Source organism: Pseudoselenomonas ruminantium, from assembly GCF_900142515.1.
In the GTDB taxonomy this organism is placed as follows: domain Bacteria; phylum Bacillota; class Negativicutes; order Selenomonadales; family Selenomonadaceae; genus Selenomonas_A; species Selenomonas_A ruminantium_D.
The window spans coordinates 1-20,870 of record NZ_FRBC01000038.1; the positions used below are offsets into that span (position 1 = coordinate 1).

26 protein-coding genes are annotated in these 20,870 nt (G+C 49.8%); 5 read left to right on the forward strand and 21 right to left on the reverse strand.

Going from position 1 to position 20,870, the window contains the following annotated elements:
* Positions 1-269 (reverse strand): recombinase family protein (locus tag BUB68_RS13825; RefSeq protein ID WP_178139545.1); only part of this gene is annotated, 269 nt, incomplete at its 3' end.
* Between the two features lie 284 nt (positions 270-553).
* Between BUB68_RS13825 and BUB68_RS15115 the strand changes: the two genes are divergently transcribed.
* Positions 554-814, forward strand: a complete 261-nt coding sequence (locus BUB68_RS15115) for a hypothetical protein (RefSeq protein WP_143188179.1) — start codon at positions 554-556, stop codon at positions 812-814.
* Positions 815-871: 57 nt separating this feature from the next.
* Here the strand turns inward: BUB68_RS15115 and bioB are convergent, their stop codons facing one another.
* The 4 genes from bioB to BUB68_RS13845 form a co-directional block, all read right to left on the reverse strand.
* The gene (bioB, locus tag BUB68_RS13830) at positions 872-1,837 is read right to left on the reverse strand and encodes a biotin synthase BioB (protein ID WP_073092620.1); all 966 of its coding nucleotides are present in this window, start codon (positions 1,835-1,837) and stop codon (positions 872-874) included.
* Positions 1,838-1,951: 114 nt separating this feature from the next.
* The gene (gene nudC, locus BUB68_RS13835; protein WP_256625979.1) at positions 1,952-2,674 is read right to left on the reverse strand and encodes an NAD(+) diphosphatase; all 723 of its coding nucleotides are present in this window, start codon (positions 2,672-2,674) and stop codon (positions 1,952-1,954) included.
* Between the two features lie 248 nt (positions 2,675-2,922).
* Positions 2,923-3,495 (reverse strand): 4Fe-4S binding protein, encoded by a 573-nt coding sequence (locus BUB68_RS13840; protein ID WP_073092626.1) that lies wholly within the window; start codon positions 3,493-3,495, stop codon positions 2,923-2,925.
* Complete coding sequence (locus tag BUB68_RS13845) at positions 3,492-3,692, reverse strand: 4Fe-4S binding protein (protein WP_073092629.1); 201 nt, start codon at positions 3,690-3,692, stop codon at positions 3,492-3,494. The genes BUB68_RS13840 and BUB68_RS13845 overlap by 4 nt, the downstream gene beginning before the upstream one ends.
* Positions 3,693-3,852: 160 nt before the next feature.
* Between BUB68_RS13845 and BUB68_RS13850 the strand changes: the two genes are divergently transcribed.
* Positions 3,853-5,172, forward strand: coding sequence for a Na+/H+ antiporter NhaC family protein (locus tag BUB68_RS13850; RefSeq protein WP_073092632.1), 1,320 nt, complete (start codon positions 3,853-3,855; stop codon positions 5,170-5,172).
* A gap of 68 nt (positions 5,173-5,240) precedes the next feature.
* Here BUB68_RS13850 and tsaA read toward each other — a convergent pair whose 3' ends face one another.
* A complete protein-coding gene (gene tsaA, locus BUB68_RS13855) occupies positions 5,241-5,630 on the reverse strand; it encodes a tRNA (N6-threonylcarbamoyladenosine(37)-N6)-methyltransferase TrmO (RefSeq protein WP_073092634.1) in 390 nt (129 codons plus the stop codon).
* A 200-nt stretch (positions 5,631-5,830) separates the two neighbouring features.
* Here tsaA and BUB68_RS13860 point away from each other — a divergent pair, with 200 nt between their 5' ends.
* The gene (locus BUB68_RS13860; RefSeq protein ID WP_073092635.1) at positions 5,831-6,475 is read left to right on the forward strand and encodes an HAD family hydrolase; all 645 of its coding nucleotides are present in this window, start codon (positions 5,831-5,833) and stop codon (positions 6,473-6,475) included.
* 45 nt (positions 6,476-6,520) lie between these two features.
* On the opposite strand, the gene BUB68_RS13865 is transcribed toward BUB68_RS13860, so the two are convergent.
* From BUB68_RS13865 to BUB68_RS13935, 15 genes are all read right to left on the reverse strand, one after another.
* A complete protein-coding gene (locus tag BUB68_RS13865; RefSeq protein ID WP_073092638.1) occupies positions 6,521-6,976 on the reverse strand; it encodes a hypothetical protein in 456 nt (151 codons plus the stop codon).
* Between the two features lie 281 nt (positions 6,977-7,257).
* The gene (locus BUB68_RS13870; RefSeq protein ID WP_218587706.1) at positions 7,258-8,601 is read right to left on the reverse strand and encodes a GntP family permease; all 1,344 of its coding nucleotides are present in this window, start codon (positions 8,599-8,601) and stop codon (positions 7,258-7,260) included.
* A complete protein-coding gene (locus BUB68_RS13875; RefSeq protein WP_081372022.1) occupies positions 8,595-8,771 on the reverse strand; it encodes a class II fructose-bisphosphate aldolase in 177 nt (58 codons plus the stop codon). The genes BUB68_RS13870 and BUB68_RS13875 overlap by 7 nt, the downstream gene beginning before the upstream one ends.
* A 7-nt stretch (positions 8,772-8,778) precedes the next feature.
* Positions 8,779-10,209 carry a four-carbon acid sugar kinase family protein gene (locus tag BUB68_RS13880; RefSeq protein WP_073092641.1) on the reverse strand — a complete coding sequence of 477 codons (1,431 nt, stop codon included), beginning with the start codon at positions 10,207-10,209 and terminating at the stop codon, positions 8,779-8,781.
* 26 nt (positions 10,210-10,235) lie between these two features.
* Positions 10,236-11,126 carry a 2-hydroxy-3-oxopropionate reductase gene (garR, locus tag BUB68_RS13885; RefSeq protein ID WP_073092643.1) on the reverse strand — a complete coding sequence of 297 codons (891 nt, stop codon included), beginning with the start codon at positions 11,124-11,126 and terminating at the stop codon, positions 10,236-10,238.
* A gap of 165 nt (positions 11,127-11,291) precedes the next feature.
* The gene (locus BUB68_RS13890; protein ID WP_073092645.1) at positions 11,292-11,951 is read right to left on the reverse strand and encodes a GntR family transcriptional regulator; all 660 of its coding nucleotides are present in this window, start codon (positions 11,949-11,951) and stop codon (positions 11,292-11,294) included.
* A gap of 65 nt (positions 11,952-12,016) precedes the next feature.
* A complete protein-coding gene (locus BUB68_RS13895; protein ID WP_073092677.1) occupies positions 12,017-12,256 on the reverse strand; it encodes a hypothetical protein in 240 nt (79 codons plus the stop codon).
* 188 nt (positions 12,257-12,444) lie between these two features.
* On the reverse strand, positions 12,445-13,005 hold the full coding sequence (locus BUB68_RS13900) for a hypothetical protein (protein ID WP_073092648.1): 561 nt from the start codon (positions 13,003-13,005) through the stop codon (positions 12,445-12,447).
* A 41-nt stretch (positions 13,006-13,046) separates the two neighbouring features.
* Positions 13,047-13,757: a YczE/YyaS/YitT family protein gene (locus BUB68_RS13905; protein WP_073092650.1), complete on the reverse strand. Its 711-nt coding sequence runs from the start codon at positions 13,755-13,757 to the stop codon at positions 13,047-13,049.
* Positions 13,758-13,840: 83 nt separating this feature from the next.
* Positions 13,841-14,773 (reverse strand): M14 family metallopeptidase, encoded by a 933-nt coding sequence (locus BUB68_RS13910; RefSeq protein WP_073092653.1) that lies wholly within the window; start codon positions 14,771-14,773, stop codon positions 13,841-13,843.
* On the reverse strand, positions 14,770-15,702 hold the full coding sequence (locus BUB68_RS13915) for a M14 family metallopeptidase (RefSeq protein ID WP_073092656.1): 933 nt from the start codon (positions 15,700-15,702) through the stop codon (positions 14,770-14,772). Before BUB68_RS13915 ends, BUB68_RS13910 begins: the two co-directional genes overlap by 4 nt.
* Positions 15,703-15,717: 15 nt before the next feature.
* The gene (locus BUB68_RS13920) at positions 15,718-16,494 is read right to left on the reverse strand and encodes a transglutaminase family protein (RefSeq protein ID WP_073092658.1); all 777 of its coding nucleotides are present in this window, start codon (positions 16,492-16,494) and stop codon (positions 15,718-15,720) included.
* A gap of 12 nt (positions 16,495-16,506) precedes the next feature.
* Complete coding sequence (locus tag BUB68_RS13925) at positions 16,507-17,202, reverse strand: alpha-E domain-containing protein (RefSeq protein WP_073092662.1); 696 nt, start codon at positions 17,200-17,202, stop codon at positions 16,507-16,509.
* A complete protein-coding gene (locus tag BUB68_RS13930) occupies positions 17,181-18,494 on the reverse strand; it encodes a circularly permuted type 2 ATP-grasp protein (RefSeq protein WP_073092665.1) in 1,314 nt (437 codons plus the stop codon). Before BUB68_RS13930 ends, BUB68_RS13925 begins: the two co-directional genes overlap by 22 nt.
* Before the next feature lie 49 nt (positions 18,495-18,543).
* A complete protein-coding gene (locus tag BUB68_RS13935) occupies positions 18,544-18,939 on the reverse strand; it encodes a hypothetical protein (RefSeq protein WP_073092668.1) in 396 nt (131 codons plus the stop codon).
* A gap of 362 nt (positions 18,940-19,301) precedes the next feature.
* On the opposite strand from BUB68_RS13935, the gene BUB68_RS13940 reads away from it, so the two are divergent.
* Together BUB68_RS13940 and BUB68_RS13945 are read left to right on the forward strand one after the other, a co-directional pair.
* The gene (locus BUB68_RS13940) at positions 19,302-19,829 is read left to right on the forward strand and encodes a TlpA family protein disulfide reductase (RefSeq protein WP_073092671.1); all 528 of its coding nucleotides are present in this window, start codon (positions 19,302-19,304) and stop codon (positions 19,827-19,829) included.
* Positions 19,829-20,515, forward strand: coding sequence for a cytochrome c biogenesis CcdA family protein (locus tag BUB68_RS13945; protein WP_371914876.1), 687 nt, complete (start codon positions 19,829-19,831; stop codon positions 20,513-20,515). Before BUB68_RS13940 ends, BUB68_RS13945 begins: the two co-directional genes overlap by 1 nt.
* Positions 20,516-20,870 lie beyond the last annotated feature (355 nt).

Here is a 20,870-nt window from a genome sequence, read left to right on the forward strand (position 1 = left end):
CCGGATATGGTGTAGCCATTGGAAAAGCAGAACTGTTTCAAAAGAGAAATCTGATTTTCAAGGTCTGGTTTCTGCTTAGCTGTTGACACACGGGCGTATATAAACGTCTTACGCTTCATGTCCTTATTCAGAAAGCCGTATACATCTTCTTCATTATAATCGTACCGTTTGTTTGGCAGGACGTTGACTCGTATGATGCCCGTCTTTACATATTTGGTAAGTGTTGGCCGTGTTATTCCGAGTATACGCAGCACATCTTTTGCTAACATGGTACAATCCTCCTTCCTTGGTTATATTATACCATGTATTATACAAAATATATACTTTGATTTAATGTTTTTAATATACTATTTTACTATATGCTCAGCCCCGTCAACCATAGTTATGGAACACATGATTTGGATGCATGGTACTTTCATCTTATACTGAAACATTCTTTACGTCAATTCAGTCCCGCAACATTTGCCCATTCTTATGATTTTCTAACCTGACCATGCTAACATAGTCAATAGCTGCAAATCAGCTTATATGATAATAGGAGGATGATTGGATTATGACAAAGACGGAAATTGGTACCAACTGGCCAGCGGCGCTGGAATCTGTGGAAGATGGCGCCATGCTGAGCGATGCCATCGGCTTCGGCTTCAGCAAAGACGACTTGAAAGAACTACTGGCCCTGCATAAGGCCGGCAAATACCAGAGCAAAATCGAGGAGCTATTGGTGGACTGCAATTTCATCTCCTTCGCCTGCTGCCTGATGAAGCAAGAATATGATGAGGCCGCAGAAACAGAAGGTCTCAACGAAGCAGATTGATAAAGTCAAAAAACGTGGAATTGACCAGTCAATTCCACGCTTTTCGTTTCCTGCGAATTATTTATTGCTAAGCCCCAAATCCTTCAGGATAGCCAAGTCCTCCTTGATGGTGGTGCCGGAGGTGGTCAGCATATTGCCAGTGATGGATGCGGACGCCCCGTGCAGGAAGGCAGTGGCCCCATTTTTTGGCAGCAGCTTCCGTCCTGCCGCCAATCGGATATTGGCCTCGGGATTGATGAAGCGGAAGATGGCAATGGTGCGCAGGATTTCTTCCGGTGCCAAGGACGGTCGGTCTTCCAGCTCCGTGCCCTTGATGGCCATCAACGCGTTGATGGGAATAGACTGGATATGCAGTTCCGCAAGGCTCAAGGCCATATCCAGCCTGTCATCCCAAGTCTCTCCCATGCCGATGATGCCGCCGGAGCAGACGCACATGCCCTCTTCCTGAGCAATCCTGATGGTCTTGATGCGATCCTCATAAGTGTGGCTGGTGCAGATTTGCGGGAAGAACCGCTTAGAAGTCTCGATGTTGTGATGATAGCTGGTAACGCCAGCCTTCCGCAAGCGGCGGAACTGCTCCCGGCTGATGATGCCATGGGAAGCGCACAGGTCTATATGCAGGCTATGGTTCATTTCCTCATAGACCTCGATGGCCTGGTCAAACTCCTTCCCTCCCAGTGCTCTGCCGGAGGTCACGATGGCAAAGCGGTTGACGCCGGCCGCTTCGTTGGCCCTGGCATTGGCGATGATTTCTTCCTTGGGCAGGAACGGATATTCCTTAATGCCGGTGTTATGGCAGGCCGCCTGGGCGCAGTATCTGCAATTCTCACTGCACCGCCCGCTGCGGCCGTTGATGATGGTACAAAGGTCAACATGATTACCGCAAAAATGCTTTTGCAGGCGGCCTGCCCCTTCCATCAGTTCCTCCAGCGGCGATTCCAGCAGGATGTGCAAATCATCCTCCCGTCCCAGCCGAAAACCCGCGATTATCTTTTCCGTCAATGTTGCTACTGCTGATTTCATCTGACACCATATCCTTTTCGTGAATTTCGTTCTACATACAAGGATAGTAGGTTAAATAATAAATGTCAACCCAAAAAAGTTTTAGGTTGACATTTATTATTATAAAATTTATTTTCATTTGCTCAGCTGCGGTTCCTGACCTGCCTTAAAAGTCATCATCATCTGATTGGTCAGGCTCCAATCATCAGGCTGGCCCTGGATATCCTCACGCTTCACCCATAATGCTTCCTTGAGTTCATCCCTGTCCATTTGGATCGTGGTGTCCCCATCCACCTCACAGTAAAAACCCACAATCAAATCCTGCACATTGCCCCATGGCTGGGATTTGTAATAGCGGATGTTCCTGACTTTGAGGCCTGTCTCCTCCATGACCTCCCGGGCCACGCATTCCTCCAAGGTTTCCCCGATCTCTGTAAAACCTGCCACCAAGGCATAAAAAGGCACATTGCGCTTGGCGTATTTTGTCAGCAGGATGCTGTCACCATTGATGACACCGGCCACCACCGCCGGAATGATGCGGGGATAAATCACATGACCGCAGTTATCGCATTCCAAGGCCCGCTCCTTGGCCGCATAGCTGGTAGGATGACCACAGCGGCCGCAAAAATGGTTATCCTCATACCAAGAGATAAGATGCCATGCCGTATAGGCCGCATACATATACTCCCTCGGACCCTGCATCTGCCAGCGTATCTCCCGCATCGTCTTATAGGCAAAACCCGGCAGGGGGGCTGTATGATTCCCAATGGCATGATATACACCATGACCATCCAAAGAAAACAGATACTGATAAACAAACCGATTTGATCGGATTTCCTGACGTTTCGGAAAACGCATATTTCCAGGCTCTCCTCCCACCATCAGCATATCATTTTGGGCAAAAATAATGATGTCGTCCTTCCACGGCTCAGCATTGGGCAAAAACTCATTGTTCAGTCTATGGGGAGAAATTTCATGGATCACAGCTGCACACTTCCTTCTTTGGGTTCACTAAGTTTTCACGACACTCCAATGCCTATTATACTCCCAATCACCTCACAAGTAAAAAAATAGCTGCCGTGATATCACGGACAGCTATTTTGCACTCAGGAATCTGCCGGTGCCTTGGCTTTGCAGATCACCTGTGTCAATGTTCCCATAGGACAATAGACACACCAGGAGCGAGGCTTATACAGCAGCATAGTCACCAGCGCGATGACTTCCGAGGTCAGCATCAGACTATAGAGACCAAAGGCAAATTGCGCTATCCAGGGACTGACACTGCCAGAATAAGCCCACTGCCAGGGAAATTGCCACGTCCATAAAAGGCTCACCACTTCCTGCAAGGATTCCGCTCCGCTATAAACCAGCCAAGTGCTATACAAAACATTGCCGAACATGGCAAAGAAAAACAACATAAAGCCATAGCGGAAGGCCTTGCTCTTCATCCAGGCCGGCATTTCCCGGCGGCGGGAGAACCCCAGCTGCCCCAAGGCCCGGAGTGTCTGTCCACGGTCACAATAACGATTGCAGAAAAGCTTGTTACCAAAACCGATAGACATGACGAGCGGCAGCATAAAACTGATAAGCCCCATCCAGGCAAAGAGAATATTGAAAAAGCCCAGGCCAAAGTAAATAAGAGACCAGATCCACAGATAATGATACCAATGTTTTTTCATGCGCCCACCTCCAACGTGATAACCGCTGCCGGACACTCCCGAACACACCTGCCGCAGCCCACGCATAAATCTCTATCCACCTGGGCAAAACTGCCCCACTGAATCGTTATCGCTCCCCGGGGACAAACATCTGCACAGGTGCCGCAGGCCACGCAGTCATCCTTCCGTACCATAGCACGGCGATTCTTCTTACACATTTACCAGCCCTCCTGAAATGAACTGGAATCATTATATGACAACTCCCGGCAAAATTTCCGTGATCCAATCACGTTGCACAGACTGCTGAATTTGACAAGTTTGTCCAATATTCACTATAATGGTCAAGCTAGTTATTTCTTAACAAAGGATGATGAATCTATGGAACAAAACTCAACGCAGCCTCAGGCTCATGCCATAGCACTGCTGCCCATATTGGTTTTCCTCGTGCTCTACCTTGGGGCGGGTATCTGGTACGAATACATCGCACCCGTGGAAGGGCAAATGGGCTTTTATGTCATGTCTGTGGTGGTGGCCTTCGGCCTGGCCCTGATTGTGGCCTTCATACAGAACCGTAAACGCCTCTTTGTGGAAAATATCCAGCTCTGCGCCAAGAGTATCGGCGATGTGAACATCACCATCATGCTCTTCATCTTCCTGATGGCCGGGGCTTTCAGCGGTATCGCCAAAGCTGCGGGCGGCGTGGAAAGTACCGCACATCTGCTGCTGAATTTCGTGCCAGGAACACTGGCTGTCCCCGGGCTCTTTCTCATTGCCTGCCTGATATCCATGTCCATGGGGACCAGCGTAGGCACCATTACGGTACTGGTGCCCATAGCTGCATCTGTGGCCCAAAATGCAGGACTGAGCCTGCCCCTGACTGTAGCTTCGGTAGTAGGCGGTGCCATGTTCGGGGATAACCTTTCCTTTATCTCTGACACCACCATCGCCGCCACCCGCACCCAGGGTACCCGCATGCAGGACAAATTCTACGCCAATCTCAAACTGGCCCTGCCGGCAGCGCTGATCACTCTGTCTGTGCTCTTTTTCATGTCGATATCCAGCGGTGCTGCCGATTTGGGCCAATTCGATTACTCCCTGTTGCTGGCCCTGCCCTATTTCCTTGTCCTGATCATGGCTCTTACAGGACGCAATGTATTCCTGGTCTTGGGCACAGGTATCGTACTTTTCTTTGTCCTGGGCCTGGCCACGGGTACCACGGATCTTTCCAAGGCCTTTTCTGCCATGGGCACCGGCACCAATGGCATGTTTGAGACTATGATTGTCACAATCCTCGCCGCTTCCATCAGCGCACTCATGCGGGACGGTGGCGGCTTTGCCGCCCTGCTTGCCTTTATCCGCAAGCATTTCAAAGGCACAAGCGGCGGCCGTCTGGGCATCGGCCTGTTGACCATCCTGATGGATGTAGCCACAGCCAACAATACAGTAGCCATTGTGGTGGCCGGCCCTATCGCCAAAAACATCAGTGAAGAATACGGCATTGAACCCCGGGAAAGTGCGTCCCTGCTCGACACCTGCTCCTGTATTGCCCAGGGCATCATTCCCTATGGGGCCCAGCTGCTGATTGCCTCTGCCATTGCCGGCATAACCAGCCTCAGCATCATTCCCTACCTGTTCTACCCCTTCTTCCTGGCCATTGCAGTTCTCGTCTGGATTGCTATGGGCACACAGAAGCGTTAGGTGCAAGACAAAAAAACCTCCAATCCGCAAACATTGCGGACTGGAGGTTTCTTTGTTTCCCGGGTACTTCAGTTGCTGGGTTTTATATCCAGCACAGGCGTACCATCCATCATATCGACGCCAGTAAAATATACGCAACGCCCCTCAATCTTCGTAACCTTTATCACCGATGCACCAATGGGATTCGGACGGTAAGGTGCATGGGTAGAGAATATCCCCATCATGGGGCCGACGCCCCGATAGGGAACAGTCAGTTTCACATCGGGAACCTTATGGAACCAGAACAGCACCTCATAGCTTTTTCCCACTTCCATATCCCCCATGGCCTCAGCATATTCCTCCACGATTTCCATCATGGCTTCCTGGTCCGGGCATTCATCGACGCTTTTGGGCGTAGTCTCGCGCTCCTTATAGGGAGACTGTATATAACCTATGGGTCTGCAAATCAATTCATTCATTCATTTTCCTCCATTCATCTACACCAATCGCTTTTCCAGAACCATTACACCATGACGTACCCAGTCATCACAAGAGCAAAGTTTTTCCTGTCTTAACCCCCCTTTAACTCTCGACATATAACAGTTCATATTCCCATTGTACCATTTACATGTTATGATTAAAATATGTAAATATCCAAACAAACGAAAGGCGGCTCCTGATGAAACACTATCAGCTATATCTTTTTGACTTCGATTACACCCTTGCCGATTCTTCAGCAGGCATAGTAAAATGCTTTCAGACCACATTGCAAAAATCAGGCTTGCCAACTGTGGACGCAAGCACGATTTGCCACACCATTGGGCTGCCCATGCGGGAAGCAGTCATGCGCATCACTCAAAACAGAGATGAATCTGCCTGCGATGAGTTTATCATGGCCTATAAAAAAGAAGCGGATCGCTATATGACCCCCATGACACATTTTTACCCGCAAACCATTCCTATGCTTACAGCTTTAAAAGCCAAGGGCGCTAGTGTGGGCATCATATCCAGCAAAACGCGTCACCGCATTGCTGAAAAATTCATACAGGCTGGTTGCCCCCAGCTCATCGATCATATCATCGGCAGTGATGATGTAAAGACACTAAAACCCAGTCCGGAAGGCATCCATGCCGCGCTGAAACACTTTTCTGCCAGCAATGACACCGTTCTTTATAGTGGTGACAACATCGTAGATGCCCAGGCCGCACAAAATGCAGGTGTAGACTTTGCTGCTATAACCACCGGCACAACACCTGCTTCTGATTTTGCGCTCTTTCCTCATGTTGCCATTTTATCTGACATCGGCCGCCTGCTGGAAATCTAGGGCCAAATGTTCCTTAGTCAGCATGCTTAACATTTAGACAGCAGTTCAGTCCCGCAATTCGCAGGAAATCTTTGCAATCACACCATCCTTCACAGTGAATTCGATTTCCTTACGACCATCCGCTGTACGATATTTGTATTCTGTATCGTCGCGGTCAACCTCAACCTTGTCAGCCTGGCCATAGGCATCATTGAGCTTATCAGCACTCATTCCCAAGGTAATGCCTGCAGGTGTCTTGACTTCGCCGGTCTTGAGAACGATTTCTTCCACGATGTCGGGACGCTTATCGTCCACTTTGACAATCAGGCCGTTTTTAAACAAGGTCTTCTCATAATCGGCATAGATCACTTCGCCGCCCAGGCTTTTGGCCTGTTCCAGGCTCATGCCCGGTTCGATGCCGCCTAGTGCGACCTGTTGCGGAGTCACACTGGCATAGGCCGCCGTAGTCGCAGCCAGCAAAGTTCCCATAAGCAGAGCAATGCGTCTTTTGTTCATTTTCATCCTATGACCTCCTCATTTATTCAATATAATTTTATATTCTTAATTTTATCACGAATTTCAATGGGGAAGCAAGCCATTTTCCGTCTATAAGCTGTTCTGTATTACCAGGACAGCTATTTTTTCTAAGCAGAGAGACAAACGCCAAAAAGACTGCCGTTTGAGCAGTACGGCAGCCTTTTCGACTGTGTATTATATTTTAGGAGAGCTTTAACGAAAGCCTGAACATAATATAACACATTTGATAATCATTTTCAATACATGGATAAAAATATTACCATCAATCACATAAGTCCTGGTAACACATCTTGAAACATACTAAGAATCAAGAGTACCGCCAAACCAGTAAGACCGGCAATGAATCCCCCCAATGTCCAAGCCTTCATGGTCTGAGGAAAGGTGAAGCCAGAGAAGCGGTTTACTACCCAGAAGCCAGAATCATTGGGCAGAGAAAGCCCAACGCCGCCAAAGCAGATAGCCAAACCAACCAGTACCGGAGATGCGCCTACTGCCGCGATAGAAGGTGAAAGGATTGCCGCCGTAGTAACCAATGCCACCGTAGCCGATCCTTGTGCCGCCCGCAATATCTGGCTCAAGATAAAGCCCAGAATGATCAAGGGAACATTGAAATTCTGCATCGTGGCCACGATATAGTCACCTATGCCAGTAGCATTGATAATCGCGCCAAAGCTCCCACCTGCCCCAGTGATGAGCAATACCATACCGGCCTGTGCAGCTGCAGCCGTAATCATCTCTTCAGCAGGTGCTTTGAAATATTTTCTAAGGGCGATAAGGGCAGCCACTACGCCTAGGAAAAGTGCCACATTCTTATCACCGACAAAAGCACACACAGCAGCAAGAGTCGAACCCTTTTCAAGCAAGGCTCCCGCCAAAGTACCTATGAGGATAAGCGTGATTGGAAAAAGTATCAGTCCCACAGCCAGCGATCCCGGGCAACGCTCTCCAGATCTGCCATCATCCACCGTGACATCAAAATTCCCCTCTTTCCCGCACTGTTCCGGAAAAAAACGCTGCGCCGTAAGCTTGGAGTAAAGAACGCCACCGACTAAGGCTGCTGGCACAGCCGCAATCACGGAATAAAGAACAAAAGAACCTATCGGAGCACTTACCGCACCTGCCACCGCCATAGGGCCGGGGGTCGGAATGATGACGCAATGACCGATAATGAGACCTACGCCTAATGCCGTCACAAAGCGCACCAACGGAATACCGGTTTTTTCAGAAAGCTGATTAGCTAAATTGACCAGAATGACGAACGCTGCATCAAAATAAACAGGTATCGCAACGATAACACCAGTCAAAGCCATGGCCAACGGAGAATTTTTTACACCGATCTTTCGCAGCGCCAAACTGGCGATTTCTTCCGTTCCTCCGGTTTCATAAAGGAGTTCGCCAAGGATAATGCCTAACGCAATGACGATACCAATGCCACCTAATGTTCCGCCAAAACCAGAGGAAATACTTGAAAGGATTTTTTGCACAGGCAACCCTGCCATCACTCCAATTACCAGGGAAGTAAAAAGCAGCGCCAAAAAAGGATTTACCTTGAATTTTATGATCATGAGCATCAAAAGGATGATGCCTCCCAGGAAAATTGCCATCAACATAAAACCATCAGCCTCCTATCTTTTGCTAAGGAAACAATCACCGGAGCTGCTTTGTTTTTTGCCGCCTTCAGCACAGCCTGCAAGGATTCAACATTATAGACATTAAAAGAACCTATGGCGCAGTTCTTTTCTTCAGCCAGCGTCAGCATATCACGCAGATTTATCAGCATACACAGATCACCCCTGACTGCCACATAAGGTCTCTACCACCTGCCTCAGTGTGTCCACGGCTCCAACATTGCCTGGGAAAATAACATAGGCCATGTTTGGGAACTTGCTCTCCTCTCCAGTCTTCCATACAGGGATTCCAGGGGCAGCCTGCCCCATGACCAAGGCCCGCTTCACGCACAGTCCCTTAGTACCTACGTCACTGGAAGTAATCCCGCCCTTAGCCACTAAAAAACTTGGCTTTACAGAAATACGATTGACTATACTGGTAATAGCTTCTGAAATCTTTACAGACACCCGCAAAGATTCCTCCTCCGAGCCTGCATCAAACCGCTTGCGTCCAGTATATACCGCTACAGTCTGTCCTTTTTTTATATTTTCTTCCACGTCAGCGACGATACGTTCAAGTTCTGCTTCCAGCTTTTCTGGCTCCAGAACCAGCATATGGTTGAACTCTATGAATTTTACATAAGAGCTCTTTTTCAGTTCCTCAAACTGCTGCGTTGTCTTCTTCACATGAGAACCGATAATAATCAAACCGCCATTATGATTATCCGTCTCCACCAATTCGTCTCTACGCAAAAGAGGCTTATCTGGCACTCCGCCTATAACTTTGGTAAAAGCAGCTGCCGTGCGGAAAATGAAATTTTTGCCTTTTTTCATAGCTTGTAAGAGTGCCAGCACAAAAACCTTCACATCTACATAATCTACGGCATTTACAATAACTTTCCCAAATCCATGAACCTTTTCCAGCTTGGCTGCAATCTCATCTACTGCAAAACTACGCAATTCATCTAGCGAGATACACGTAACATCCTCTTTCCTATATTTTCCTCCAGTCTTTTCTTCAATATATTCTGTTATATCAGAATTTTTGTAACCAAAAGTCTTATCCTTCGCAAACTCTGTTTCTCCTGCTGGCACAAGATAATCCCCATCCTGAACATAGTGCACATCGCCAATAGTGAAACGTCCGCCCTCTTTGAAGAAAGGCATCAGCACTTCACCATCCATTTGGGAACAGCTTGATGATTCCAATGTTTCCCGCAAGACTTCTGTTTCCAAGGGATAATGCCCCCGTAAGGTAGAATCACTGCGACTGATTACCATAAAATCCTTGCCTTGTCGCTTGGCCTCTGCCGCAATACGCTCGGCTATTATCCGATGTTCTTCCCGCGTGTGTTCAGCAGAAAATGCCCTAGAATTGGTAAGAATGAAAAACATGGCATTTTTCTCCTGAAACCCTGCACGGATACTTTCCTCAGACCAATCCGTATAGACGGAGATATCATGTACAGTCTGCACTCCTGTTGGATCATCGTCCAATACCACAATTTTTTTATCGAAAGATGCTATCGCCTTCTCCAAAGCTTTGTCAACTTTTCCTTCATCAATGGAGGGAATGCCCTTAAATAACTCATTTTTTAAGATCTTGGCCATGATGCGCTGCTCCCTTCACCATCTGTTCAGTGAGATTTTACCTCTACTCCGGCAATCCCTTCATAAAATTGCACGATTCCGCTATGATCATCCATAATGTGTCCCGTAGCCTTCAAACTCAACATCATCTGCTGCAACTCACTTGTGAGAATCAACGGTACATTCAGGCTCTTGGCAGTCTCCATCACATTGGTAATATCCTTTAAATTAATAGCGATGGTGCCACCTGGTTTGAAATTACGACTGTACATCATGGGAGCTTTAGCATCAAGCACAGTGCTTCCGGCTAATCCCCCCCGAACTGCCTCATAAACCTTTTTCGGGTCAGCTCCAGCCTTTTGGGCCAATACCAAAGCTTCTGAAACAGCTGCTATATTAAGATTTACCATAATCTGATTAGCCAGCTTAGTAACAGAACCGCTGCCATTGGGGCCTACTACAGTTACGGAAGTTCCCATAGCATCAAATACATCCCGCATTTTCTCCACTACAGCCTCATCCCCACCAATCATGAAAGCTAGCGTGGCATTAACAGCCCCCGGCTCACCACCACTAACAGGAGAATCCAGGAAGGGACATCCCTTCTCTTTTGCCATCTCTGCAAAACGTTTGGATTCAACCGGAGTGACAGAACTCATATCAGCGATGATGGTTCCAGCCTCTACCCCCGCCAGGATTCCATCATCCCCTATCAGAAGAGATTCCACAATCTTGCCGTTTGGAACCATAGTAATGATTACATCTTGTCCTTGAGCCGTTTCTCTAGGCGTAACTGCAGTGTTTGCTCCTTCTTCTGCCAACTCCTGCATAGCTTCTTTGTTGATATCGTAAACCGTAGTCTCAATGCCCGCCTTTAGAAGATTCCTTACCATTGGTTTTCCCATGATTCCCAGACCGATAAAACCTACCTTTGACATCACACATTCCTCCAGTTTTTGATATAGAAATGATATGCTGTATGTAGCATACTACTTTGAGTCAATCATGCACCACATGCAAGAAGCAAACACGCTACTTGTATGTAGCACACTAGTTAACTCGATTCCAAAGGAATATCGCAATCAAGCCATATCCCTTTAGGTTCAAGTCAACCTATGTCCTATCAGCAAATCCTCGGTTACTAACATGTGTTTTTTCAGTGCATCACCTGCCTCTCTGGCCCTCCCCTGGCTGACTGCTTTGAAGATTGCCTCATGCTCACGCAATGCATCTGCATGACGACCATGGTTTTCCAACGAACTAACGGTTACTCGTTCTAATTGCGCTCTCATATTATGATACATACTAATGAAATACTCATTTTGAGTAAATATGATACTAATAGCATGAAACTCCATATCTGCTTGCATAAAATTAATATGCTCTTTATCTTCCCTAAGGGTTCCCATCTTTACTTTCAGACACGATTCCATCCTATCCAGCGCACTTCGCCCCTCCTCTGTGCCAATACTCTCTGCCAACAAGGCCAAGGTGTAACTTTCAATAGCGGTTCGAGCCTGGATGATCTGCCTGATATCTTCAACGGATACAGGCCGGACACCAAAACCTCTGTTATTGTATATTTCAATGAGCTTTTCATTCTTCAGCTGAAGCACTGCTTCCCTTACTGGAGTTCGGGAAACCTCCAATTCATCGGCCATCATCTGCTCAGAATAGATTTCTCCCACCTTTAGGGTGCCATCCATGATCGCCCGCTTCATATGCTCATATACTTGATCCTTGTATGATATTTTCTTAATCATCTCCTCACCTCTAGTACGTAGTATACTACATACCAGAAGTAATTACAAGCGTTTATTTGTATTCTTTATTGTTTTATATTATTTTTATGCTTGGCATTTTCTTTTTCATTCATGACAACAACTACCGTATCATCATCATCGATTTCCGCGCCACAACGAGGACAGCACGCATATTCTGTACCATCATTCAATTTCCGTTTTCCCTGACACTTGGTGCAAAAATCGGTATTGCACCGCTTGCAATGCAATATCTCCTCAAAATCCCGCCTGCCACAGCGAGGGCAACCGTCGTAAAATCTTGCCATAGTTGAATCCACTCCTTTCTCTGCATACTTTCTACACAGCTGCCAGATATTCCTCTCCGCCAATCGTTCCTTCATCAATTCCCCTTTATAAAAAAGAGCTGTTGCATAAGAAAAATGCTTATGCAACAGCTCTCTGTCCCTCATTGCAGATAACGTGGGCAGGATTATCATCGTCAAATTTTCTACAATTACAGACCAATCTCTTCGCTATGCTCACTCATGCCCTTAATACAATAGCTCATAACATCACTGAGCTCCATGCCGAGATTTTCGATGCCTTTATCGATGATTTCCCGGTTGCACTTAGCCGCAAAGCGTTTATCCTTGTACTTCTTTTTCAGGGATTTGACGGCCATGCCCTCCATCTTTTCCGGACGCATGAGTGCGTATGCCTGTATGATGCCAGTGAGTTCATCCACGGCAAAGAGGCTTTTCTCCAGATTGCTTACCGGTTCTGCCTCGTCCGTCGTAATTCCATATCCATGCGTGATAATGGCTTTGATGTCTTCCTCATCCACGCCTTCCGAGGCCAACAGCTCCCGTACGTGATGGCAATGCTCAGCGGGATATTTTTCATAATCCACATCATGAAGCCAGCCAATGGCAGCCCAATGATCCTTATCTTCGCCATAAGCCTCAGCCATGGCGCCCATGGCCGCACTGACAGCAGCAGCATGATGGAACAGGTGTTCCTCCGTAGTATGCTTTGCCAGGATTTCCTTTGCTCTGTCCATTGTAAGTCTGCTCATCAAAATTCCCCCTCAATAATCATTCGATAGGTACACAAGCTTCAGCCATTATCCCAGCTCATTTCCTTTTTCTGGCATGGGATAGCTTCATCCTGATCACGCCAATGCGGATAGAATAGCAGATTGCCATTCTCATCCACCTTGCTCAGATGTTTCAGGAAAAATCTCGCTATGGTTCCCGTAATCAAAGCCGAGATCAGCGTGCCTTCCCGGATGCCCTCAATCCCGCCAAGATATATCAAGGAAAGCACAGCGGCCAAAGATACCAGACTGATGTCATTGCCTGTCTTTACCTTGCCGAATTCGATATGGAAATAGCGGGATACGGCATATACGATACCTTCGCCGGGGAGCATCAGTACATTGGCAATCCCCTGAACGGCTACACCGAAGGCAATCAGTGTGGTACCGATAAGCAAAGGCAGCAGCTGGAGCACATAATTGGCCGGAACCACCCAGGCCCACGCATCCATGAAGAAATCAATGAACCAGGAAAATACCAGCGTAACCGGAATCTGCAAGAACTGGATATTAGCGAATCCCCGGCGCAGCAATATGTACTGGCCGAGCACCAGCAGCATATTGATGGAAAAGGTCATCTGCCCCAGCGTAAATGGCGATGCCAGACTTATGACATACGGCAGGCTGGATATCGGCGAAGTCCCCAGCATGCTCTTAACCACCAGAGCTATACCGGAGGCCTGCACGATGACAGCCACAATGAACAGAATATAACGAGTCAACATCGACATTAAAACTACCTCCTTGGATAGATAGTATAGGCCTGAGAAGGTAAAAAGTCAATTTGCTGACTCGTGCAGGATGTTCCTGACGTTCATGTTCCCGGGATTATTCGGCAGACAATGGTATGTTCCGGCAGCAGGCGGGCACTGCGCAGAAAGAAGACCTCGCCGCTGACCGAGGATTTGATTTCCTCCCGCACCTCGGTGGTGCAGGGATCGAGAATCCGGGCGACAACGTCTCCGGGCACGACCTTATCCCCGGGATATTTCTGGGGGAACAAGAGCCCCGCCTGGGTGGAATAGAACGTCGCCATGTGGCTTTCGTCGCAGGGGACAGTGGTCTGCCCCGGCGGCAGCTCCGCCTGCAAAAGGCCGTGGCTGGCGAGGAAGCGCAGGATGCTGTCCACAGCCATTTCCGCGCTGACCGGGTCAATGTCGCTGTTTTCCTTGGTGTAGAGGGAAAAGGCATGGGTTTCCCAGACCTGCCAGTTGTAGTTGAGCGTCACGGTATCATAGGGCCGGGGCGAGCGGATAATCAGATAAGGCAGGCCGAAATCCAGCCCTTCCTCCTCCTTTTGCCAGCCCGTCTTCATCACACGGATATGGGGCACGAAATCCCCGGGCAGATAAAGGCTGGTAAGATGGATGCCCCAATGGTAGCCCTGCAGGGCATGGAAAATCTTATGGGCCAGCCGCTGGGTGGTCTCCCCGTCCTCATAGCCCGGGAACATGCGGTTGATATCCGTGTTGTCCAAGGGCCAGAAGCGGCGGCTGACGTTCAGGGAGAACTGTGCCGCACAGGGGATGACCAATATCCCGGCGTCCTCGGAGAGCGCTCCGGAGGCCTCCAGTTTTTCCAGCCGATGAATCAACCTGGCCGCAATATACATCTGCTGGTACTCATCCCCCCGGATGGCCCCCATGACTGCCAGCGTCCTTTGCGGGCCGCCAAAACGCCAGCCATAGACAGGGATGGGCTGGCGGTAGGGCATAGCCGATATATTGTATAAGAGCTCTTTGTTCATGAAGCTGCACCTCCCAGCACACGGGCAATCAGGGAGCCTTCATTGACCAAAGGATACTCCCGCAGGGTAAAGACCATGCCGCTTATGGGGCTCAGCAGCTTTTCGCTGATTTCTCCTGTAAAGGGATTGGAGACGATGCCGATGGTCTGGCCCTTCTCTACCCGTTCCGCATGGCTGACACGGGGCAGGAAGATGCCGGACTCGGCCGCATTGACAAAGGCCACATGGCCATCAGTGCTGACGATGGGCGGGGCCACGGGAATAAACGGCTCATCAAGCATCCCCAGATGATTCATCACGGCAAAAATCCCGTAAATCAGCTGATTGCCATAGCTTTCGGTAATGCGCATACCCACGCCCATCTCCACCACCAGTGTCGGCGTGCCCATATCATTCAGGCTGTAAGCCAATGTGCTTTCCAGCACCGTGGCGGCCCCATGCACCCAGACAAAGTCCATATTGAGGAAATGCGCCAGGGGCAGCAGCTCCTGGGCATTCTTTTCATTGATGCGGATTTGAGGAATTTCCCGCAGGAAGATATTGCTGGCGTGGATGTCAATGCAGAGGTCAGCCCCGGCAATATCCCGCACGATGCCCTGCGCGATATGCTCATACATGGTTTCTGTGCTGCTGCCCGGGAAAATCCGGTTCATATCCAAGTCGAACCCCGGCAGCCCCCGATAGATGGTGCTGATGCCCAAGGGATTCAGCGCCGGGTAGATATCCACCGTGCCATGAAGGCGGTCACGCTTTTTCTCCAGCAGCCGGGCCAGCTTCCAAGCCACATACTGGCCCTCCAGCTCATCCCCATGGGTGCCCGTTACCACAGCAATACGCCGGGCCTCAGGATGGGCACCGGCGATGCGGTTTTTCTGGATGGCCAGTTTCTCGCCCACGGGCAGGTGGGCAGAAACAACTTCTTGCAGCATATACAGACTTCCTTTCTATTCCTTTTCCCAGACCTGCATGAATGCCTGCTGGGTTTGCAGGGCTGTCCCATGGAACACGCCCCGCTCGATGGGGCAATCCCCATAATCCCGGCCCACAGCCAGCGTGATATACGTTTCATCGGCCAGGCGGTTGCGGGTAGGGTCATAGCCCAGCCAATGGCCATCCTGCCAGATTTCAGCCCAGGCATGGGTAGCCCCCTCCCCCATCGGCAGCCCGCAGACATAGCGGGCCGGAATGCCTGCCAGCCGTGCCAGCGCCAAAAAGATATGGGCAAAATCCTGACAGACGCCGATTCCCTGCCGGAAGGCTTCAGCTGCTGTGGTGTATATGCTGGTCGAGCCCGGTACATATTCCAGACGCTCATGCAGGGCCTCAGCCAAAGCCTGAGCCTTCTGGCTGGGACTCCCCGTCAGCTCCAGTTCCTGAAGATAGCCTGACATTTCCGGCGAAGGTTTGGTCATCGCAGACGGATAGGCAAAACAAGGCAGGTACTCCGGGGCCTCCTCCTGCATATCGTCCCGGCAGATGGCACCGCTGACCTGATAGGATAAATCCCTGTGTTCCTCAGGTACCCAGCCGGACATGGTCTGATTGCCAAAGGAATCCCTGCCGGAAAAGAGCTGCACCCCTTCCGGCACTACCTGCAGGTTCAGGGAAAGAATTTCCTGCTCCCTTGCCTGCCGGGGCAGGCAGCGGAGCAGGAAAGCATGGTCCGTCACTGATTCGGAAAAAGAAAGCTGGCAGGAAAACTGGAAATTAAGCTCACGCATGAACATCCCCCCTCACAACTGAAACAACGATTCCACGGCCTTCTGCAGTTCCTGCCGGGAAACGCTCAGGGGATCGCCCCACTCCAACCGTTCTTCCTGCGCCTGCAACAGGGCCAAAGCATCTTCATCCATGGGCAGAGGCAGAACCATCCGGCCCGTATAAACCACGAGTTTCTGCAAATCCTTCAACAGTGCCTTTTCCGGATAATCAAAGGCAATGCTCAGGGACAGGCGTTCCACACTGGCCCCGCACTTGATGATATCGCGGATGCACTGCTGGTCGATATAGACATCGCACCGCCCCGCAAAGGCCATGAGCAGATCGCAGACCTTCTGGAAGCCCAGCCAGGGATTGGTGGTTACAGCGGCCTTGTCCATGGCATAGACCGTCATCTGCAGATAGGACAGGGTATTGCTGCCGATGGTTTCCCGCAGCACCATGCCGTTGCCCAGCATGGCCTCTGCCGCCGAACGCACGGAATCGGGATTTTTCTTTTCAAATATATACGAGCGCATGAACTGATAGGCACTCAGATAATTACAAGGAATATCGAGGCTCTGGCAAAAATGCTGGAAGTCAATGACCTTGCCATCCAGCATGGAGTCATACCATTTGGCCAGATAGCGGATGGTGGTATCCACCCGTGCAGAATAGCGGCCCAGCCAGAAGAGATTGTTGATTTTCGTCATCGAGATGTCATGATCCATGTGTCTTTAAAGCCTCCTCCCTGCGAAGAATTCACGACGAAGCTGTCCGGGTTGCGGGAAAAGCGGGTAAGACCACTGGGCCAGACCCGAACCTTGTCCCCCGTCAGCACGAAAGCCCGCAAGTCCGCCTTGCGCATGACCTGCGTGCCGTCCTCCCAGATTGGCAGATCCTGAAAATCGATAACCGTCTGGGCGATGAAGCGCCGTGGTTCCCGGCGGACTGCCTCCTTGAGCTTTTCCAGCTCTGCGGGGGAAAGATTCTCTCCGAAAATCACGCCATAGCCCCCGGCCTCCGCCACGTCCTTGATGACCAATTCGCCGATATGCTCCATGGTATAGGCCATATCTTCCGGAAAATAAGGCAGGAAGGTCGGCGCATTATGCAGGATGGGTTCTTCTTCCAGATAATAGGCAATCATCTTCGGCACGAAATAATAGATGCCCTTGTCATCGGCCACGCCATTGCCCGGCGCATTGAGAACGGCCACATTGCCGGCCCGGTATGCGTCCATAAGATTGGGCACGCCGATAAGGGAGCTCGGCTCAAAGCACAGCGGGTCAAGGTATTCATCGCTGACCCGGCGATAGACAGCTCCCACCTTTACGGGGTCACGGCTGGCCTTGTAATAGAGCACACCCTGCTCCACGAACAGGTCGGCGCTTTCCGCCAGCACAGCTCCGGACTGTTCCGCCAGATAGGAATGTTCAAAATACGCAGCATTGTAGCGGCCCGGGGTAAAGATGACATTGATGCCGCCGGTATTCACTTCGTCCATTACCTGCTTCAGCAATGCCCCATAGTTCCGGTTATCCCGGACATTGTTGCTGCGGAAGGTGCGCGGACTGCAGTTGCGGCAGAGCCTGCGGGCAATCAGCGGATAGGACGCACCGGAAGGTATGCGCAGATTGTCCTCCAATACATACCAGATGCCATCCTTGCCCAGAACGAGATCGATGCCGGAAATATGGCTGTATATCCCTTTTGGGGGAGTTATGCCCTCACATTCTGCCAAGTAGCCCGGCGAACGGAAGACGAATTCCTCGGGGATGATGCCATCCCGCAGAATCCGCTTCCGGCCATAGATATCGGCAAGGAACAGATTGAGGGCCGTGACCCGCTGGCGCAGGCCCTTTTCCAGTATCTCATAGTCCCGGGATTCAATCTGCCGGGGAATGGGGTCGAAGGGAAACAGGCGTTCATTGAATTTGCCATCCTTATAGATACCAAATTTCACGCCGTAGCGAGCAAGCTGCTCATTGACTTGGTCCTTGTGCATCAGTAAATCCTGCATGGGGCCACATCCTTTCAAGGTGGGATAATATTGCGGGAAAAGACAGCTTTCAGCCACGTCTCTTAGCCCGGTCTTCCAGCAGCTGGGCTTTCTTATAATCGTAGACCACGCCGTACTGGAGCCAGCTGTCAATGGAATCGATGATGATATCCATGATGACATGTGCGCTGAGTTCCAGATTGCTGATGGCACAGATTACCACCTGTTCCCCTGTCTTGACATGCTGGAACTGGATGATGATCTCATATTTGCGGATGGTCAACAGATATTTATTCTGCGTCGCCTGTTCCTGAAGCTCCATAATCCCCGGTGCCTCTTCACTGGCATGGACAAAACCAAACTCCCGGAGCCGCTCAATAAGCAGCGGCTTGATGTTATGATGGAATTTCTCATTAGCCTCATCACGATGCTTCTCTAATTCGGAAAACAGCGGAAACGTTACCATTTTTATCATTCCTCCCAAAATATGCGGCAGGCAAAGCAAAAGCGCCCCGAACCACAGCGCAAGCCGCAGTCCAGGACGCCATTGTCCTGCCATATGCTACATGGCTCAATAGCGGCTATCCAAGGGTGGTAAAAGAAAAGCCCGGACGAATCAAACAATCCGTCCGGGCACCGTTGCCACTATTGATAAATCTAAGATAACATACACCTTACATTCTGTCAATGTCAAAATCAGTCCTAAGTTTAGGTTTTGATAGTCAGAGCGAAAATCGCACAAACCTGCGAACATGGTACCATAGTCACAGAATAGAGCGTGTTTATATGCTATGCTATAAGAAATCGATGCGAATGGAGTGAACGAGCTTGAAGAAATCCCTATTCCTCATTTTGTCTGCTCTGGCTATCGTGCTGGCAGGATTCTGGCTTTATCAGGATTATCAGGCAGAAGCAGACAGCATAGCAGAAGAAGGCGTACTGCCCGGAAAACGAGCCCCCTCTTTTTCCTTGGATGATGCGAACGGCAATAACGTTGCTATCGCCGAAACCGGCAAAATCTATGTGCTTAACTTTTGGGCCACCTGGTGCCCGCCATGCCGGGGAGAGATGCCGGAACTGGATGCCTTCGCAGCTGCCAACAGCACAAACGTAAACTTCTATGCCATAAACCTGCAGGAATCGGCAGCAGAAGTCAACGCTTTCATGGCTGATAACCAATACCATTTTCCGGTGCTCCTCGATTCTGACGGAAAAGTCAGCAAACAGTATCAGGTGCGTGGGATTCCCACTACGCTGATCATTGACCGCAAGGGCATCATCCAGTTCCGCAAGACAGGGCCTGTTACACAAGCTGAATTAGATGCGGCCGTACAGAAAATCATGGAGGATGACTGATGGCAGGCGTAATGGATGTTTCCTTGCTTGGCGCCTTTATCGCCGGCCTGCTGTCCTTCATCTCTCCCTGCGTGCTGCCATTGCTCCCCACATTCGCCCTGATCCTTGCCGGCTCCGAACAGATTGGCGGCCTGAAAAAATGGCAGGCTGCCACGATGTTCCTGTTGGGATTCAGCCTGATATTTGTTCTGCTGGGGGCTACGGCTTCCACTCTAGGCCAGCTCCTATGGGATTATCAGGACAGGCTGCGGCAAACAGGTGCTATAATCACGATTTTGCTGGGTGCATTTCTAGCTGGCCTTATCCCGGTAAGCTTTTTACAGCGGGAATACCGCCATTTACACCATGTCGAAACCATGACGCTTGGTGGTGCATTCCTGCTGGGAATGTCCTTTTCCTTGGGCTGGACGCCCTGCACCGGGCCCATCTTGGCGGCCATCCTGCTCTGTGCCGGCCAGTCAGCTACCCTGGCACAGGGCGTTTTCCTGCTGATTGCTTATGTTCTGGGCTTTGCCGTGCCATTCTTCCTACTGACGGTTGTCTGGCATAGATATCTGCCGAAACTAAGACAGTTCTACAGCCTTTTGCCCCGCCTGCAAAAAGCCACCGGCATCCTTATGATCCTGCTCGGCCTGCTGCTGTGGAGCAACGGCCTTAACCTGCTGATAAGATACCTGACTTTGTGACAGTCAAAAATTTCTCCACGCCCCCACAAAGCTGCCGTATACACAATACAATGTCATGTAAGTTAAGGCTTTTTGGCACCTCAAAACCACTCAACAGAAGTTTTTGAAAACTGTTGGGTGGTTTTTTGTTGACGAAGATACCTATTTTTTATAATTACTCCCCCTCTTCATGAAGGGAACCCCCTCCCGATGGAAGAATATGGTAAAAACAGGGAGGGTGTGAATAAAAGTCTGTAAAAGGTCTTCTATGATTTCAGCATGGATGTATTTTACGGTTGTAATCTATCAGGGTACATAATGGTCAGTTCGCCCCTTACTTTGCCCCAGTTTCGGATGGGCATGGACCATTTCTTGG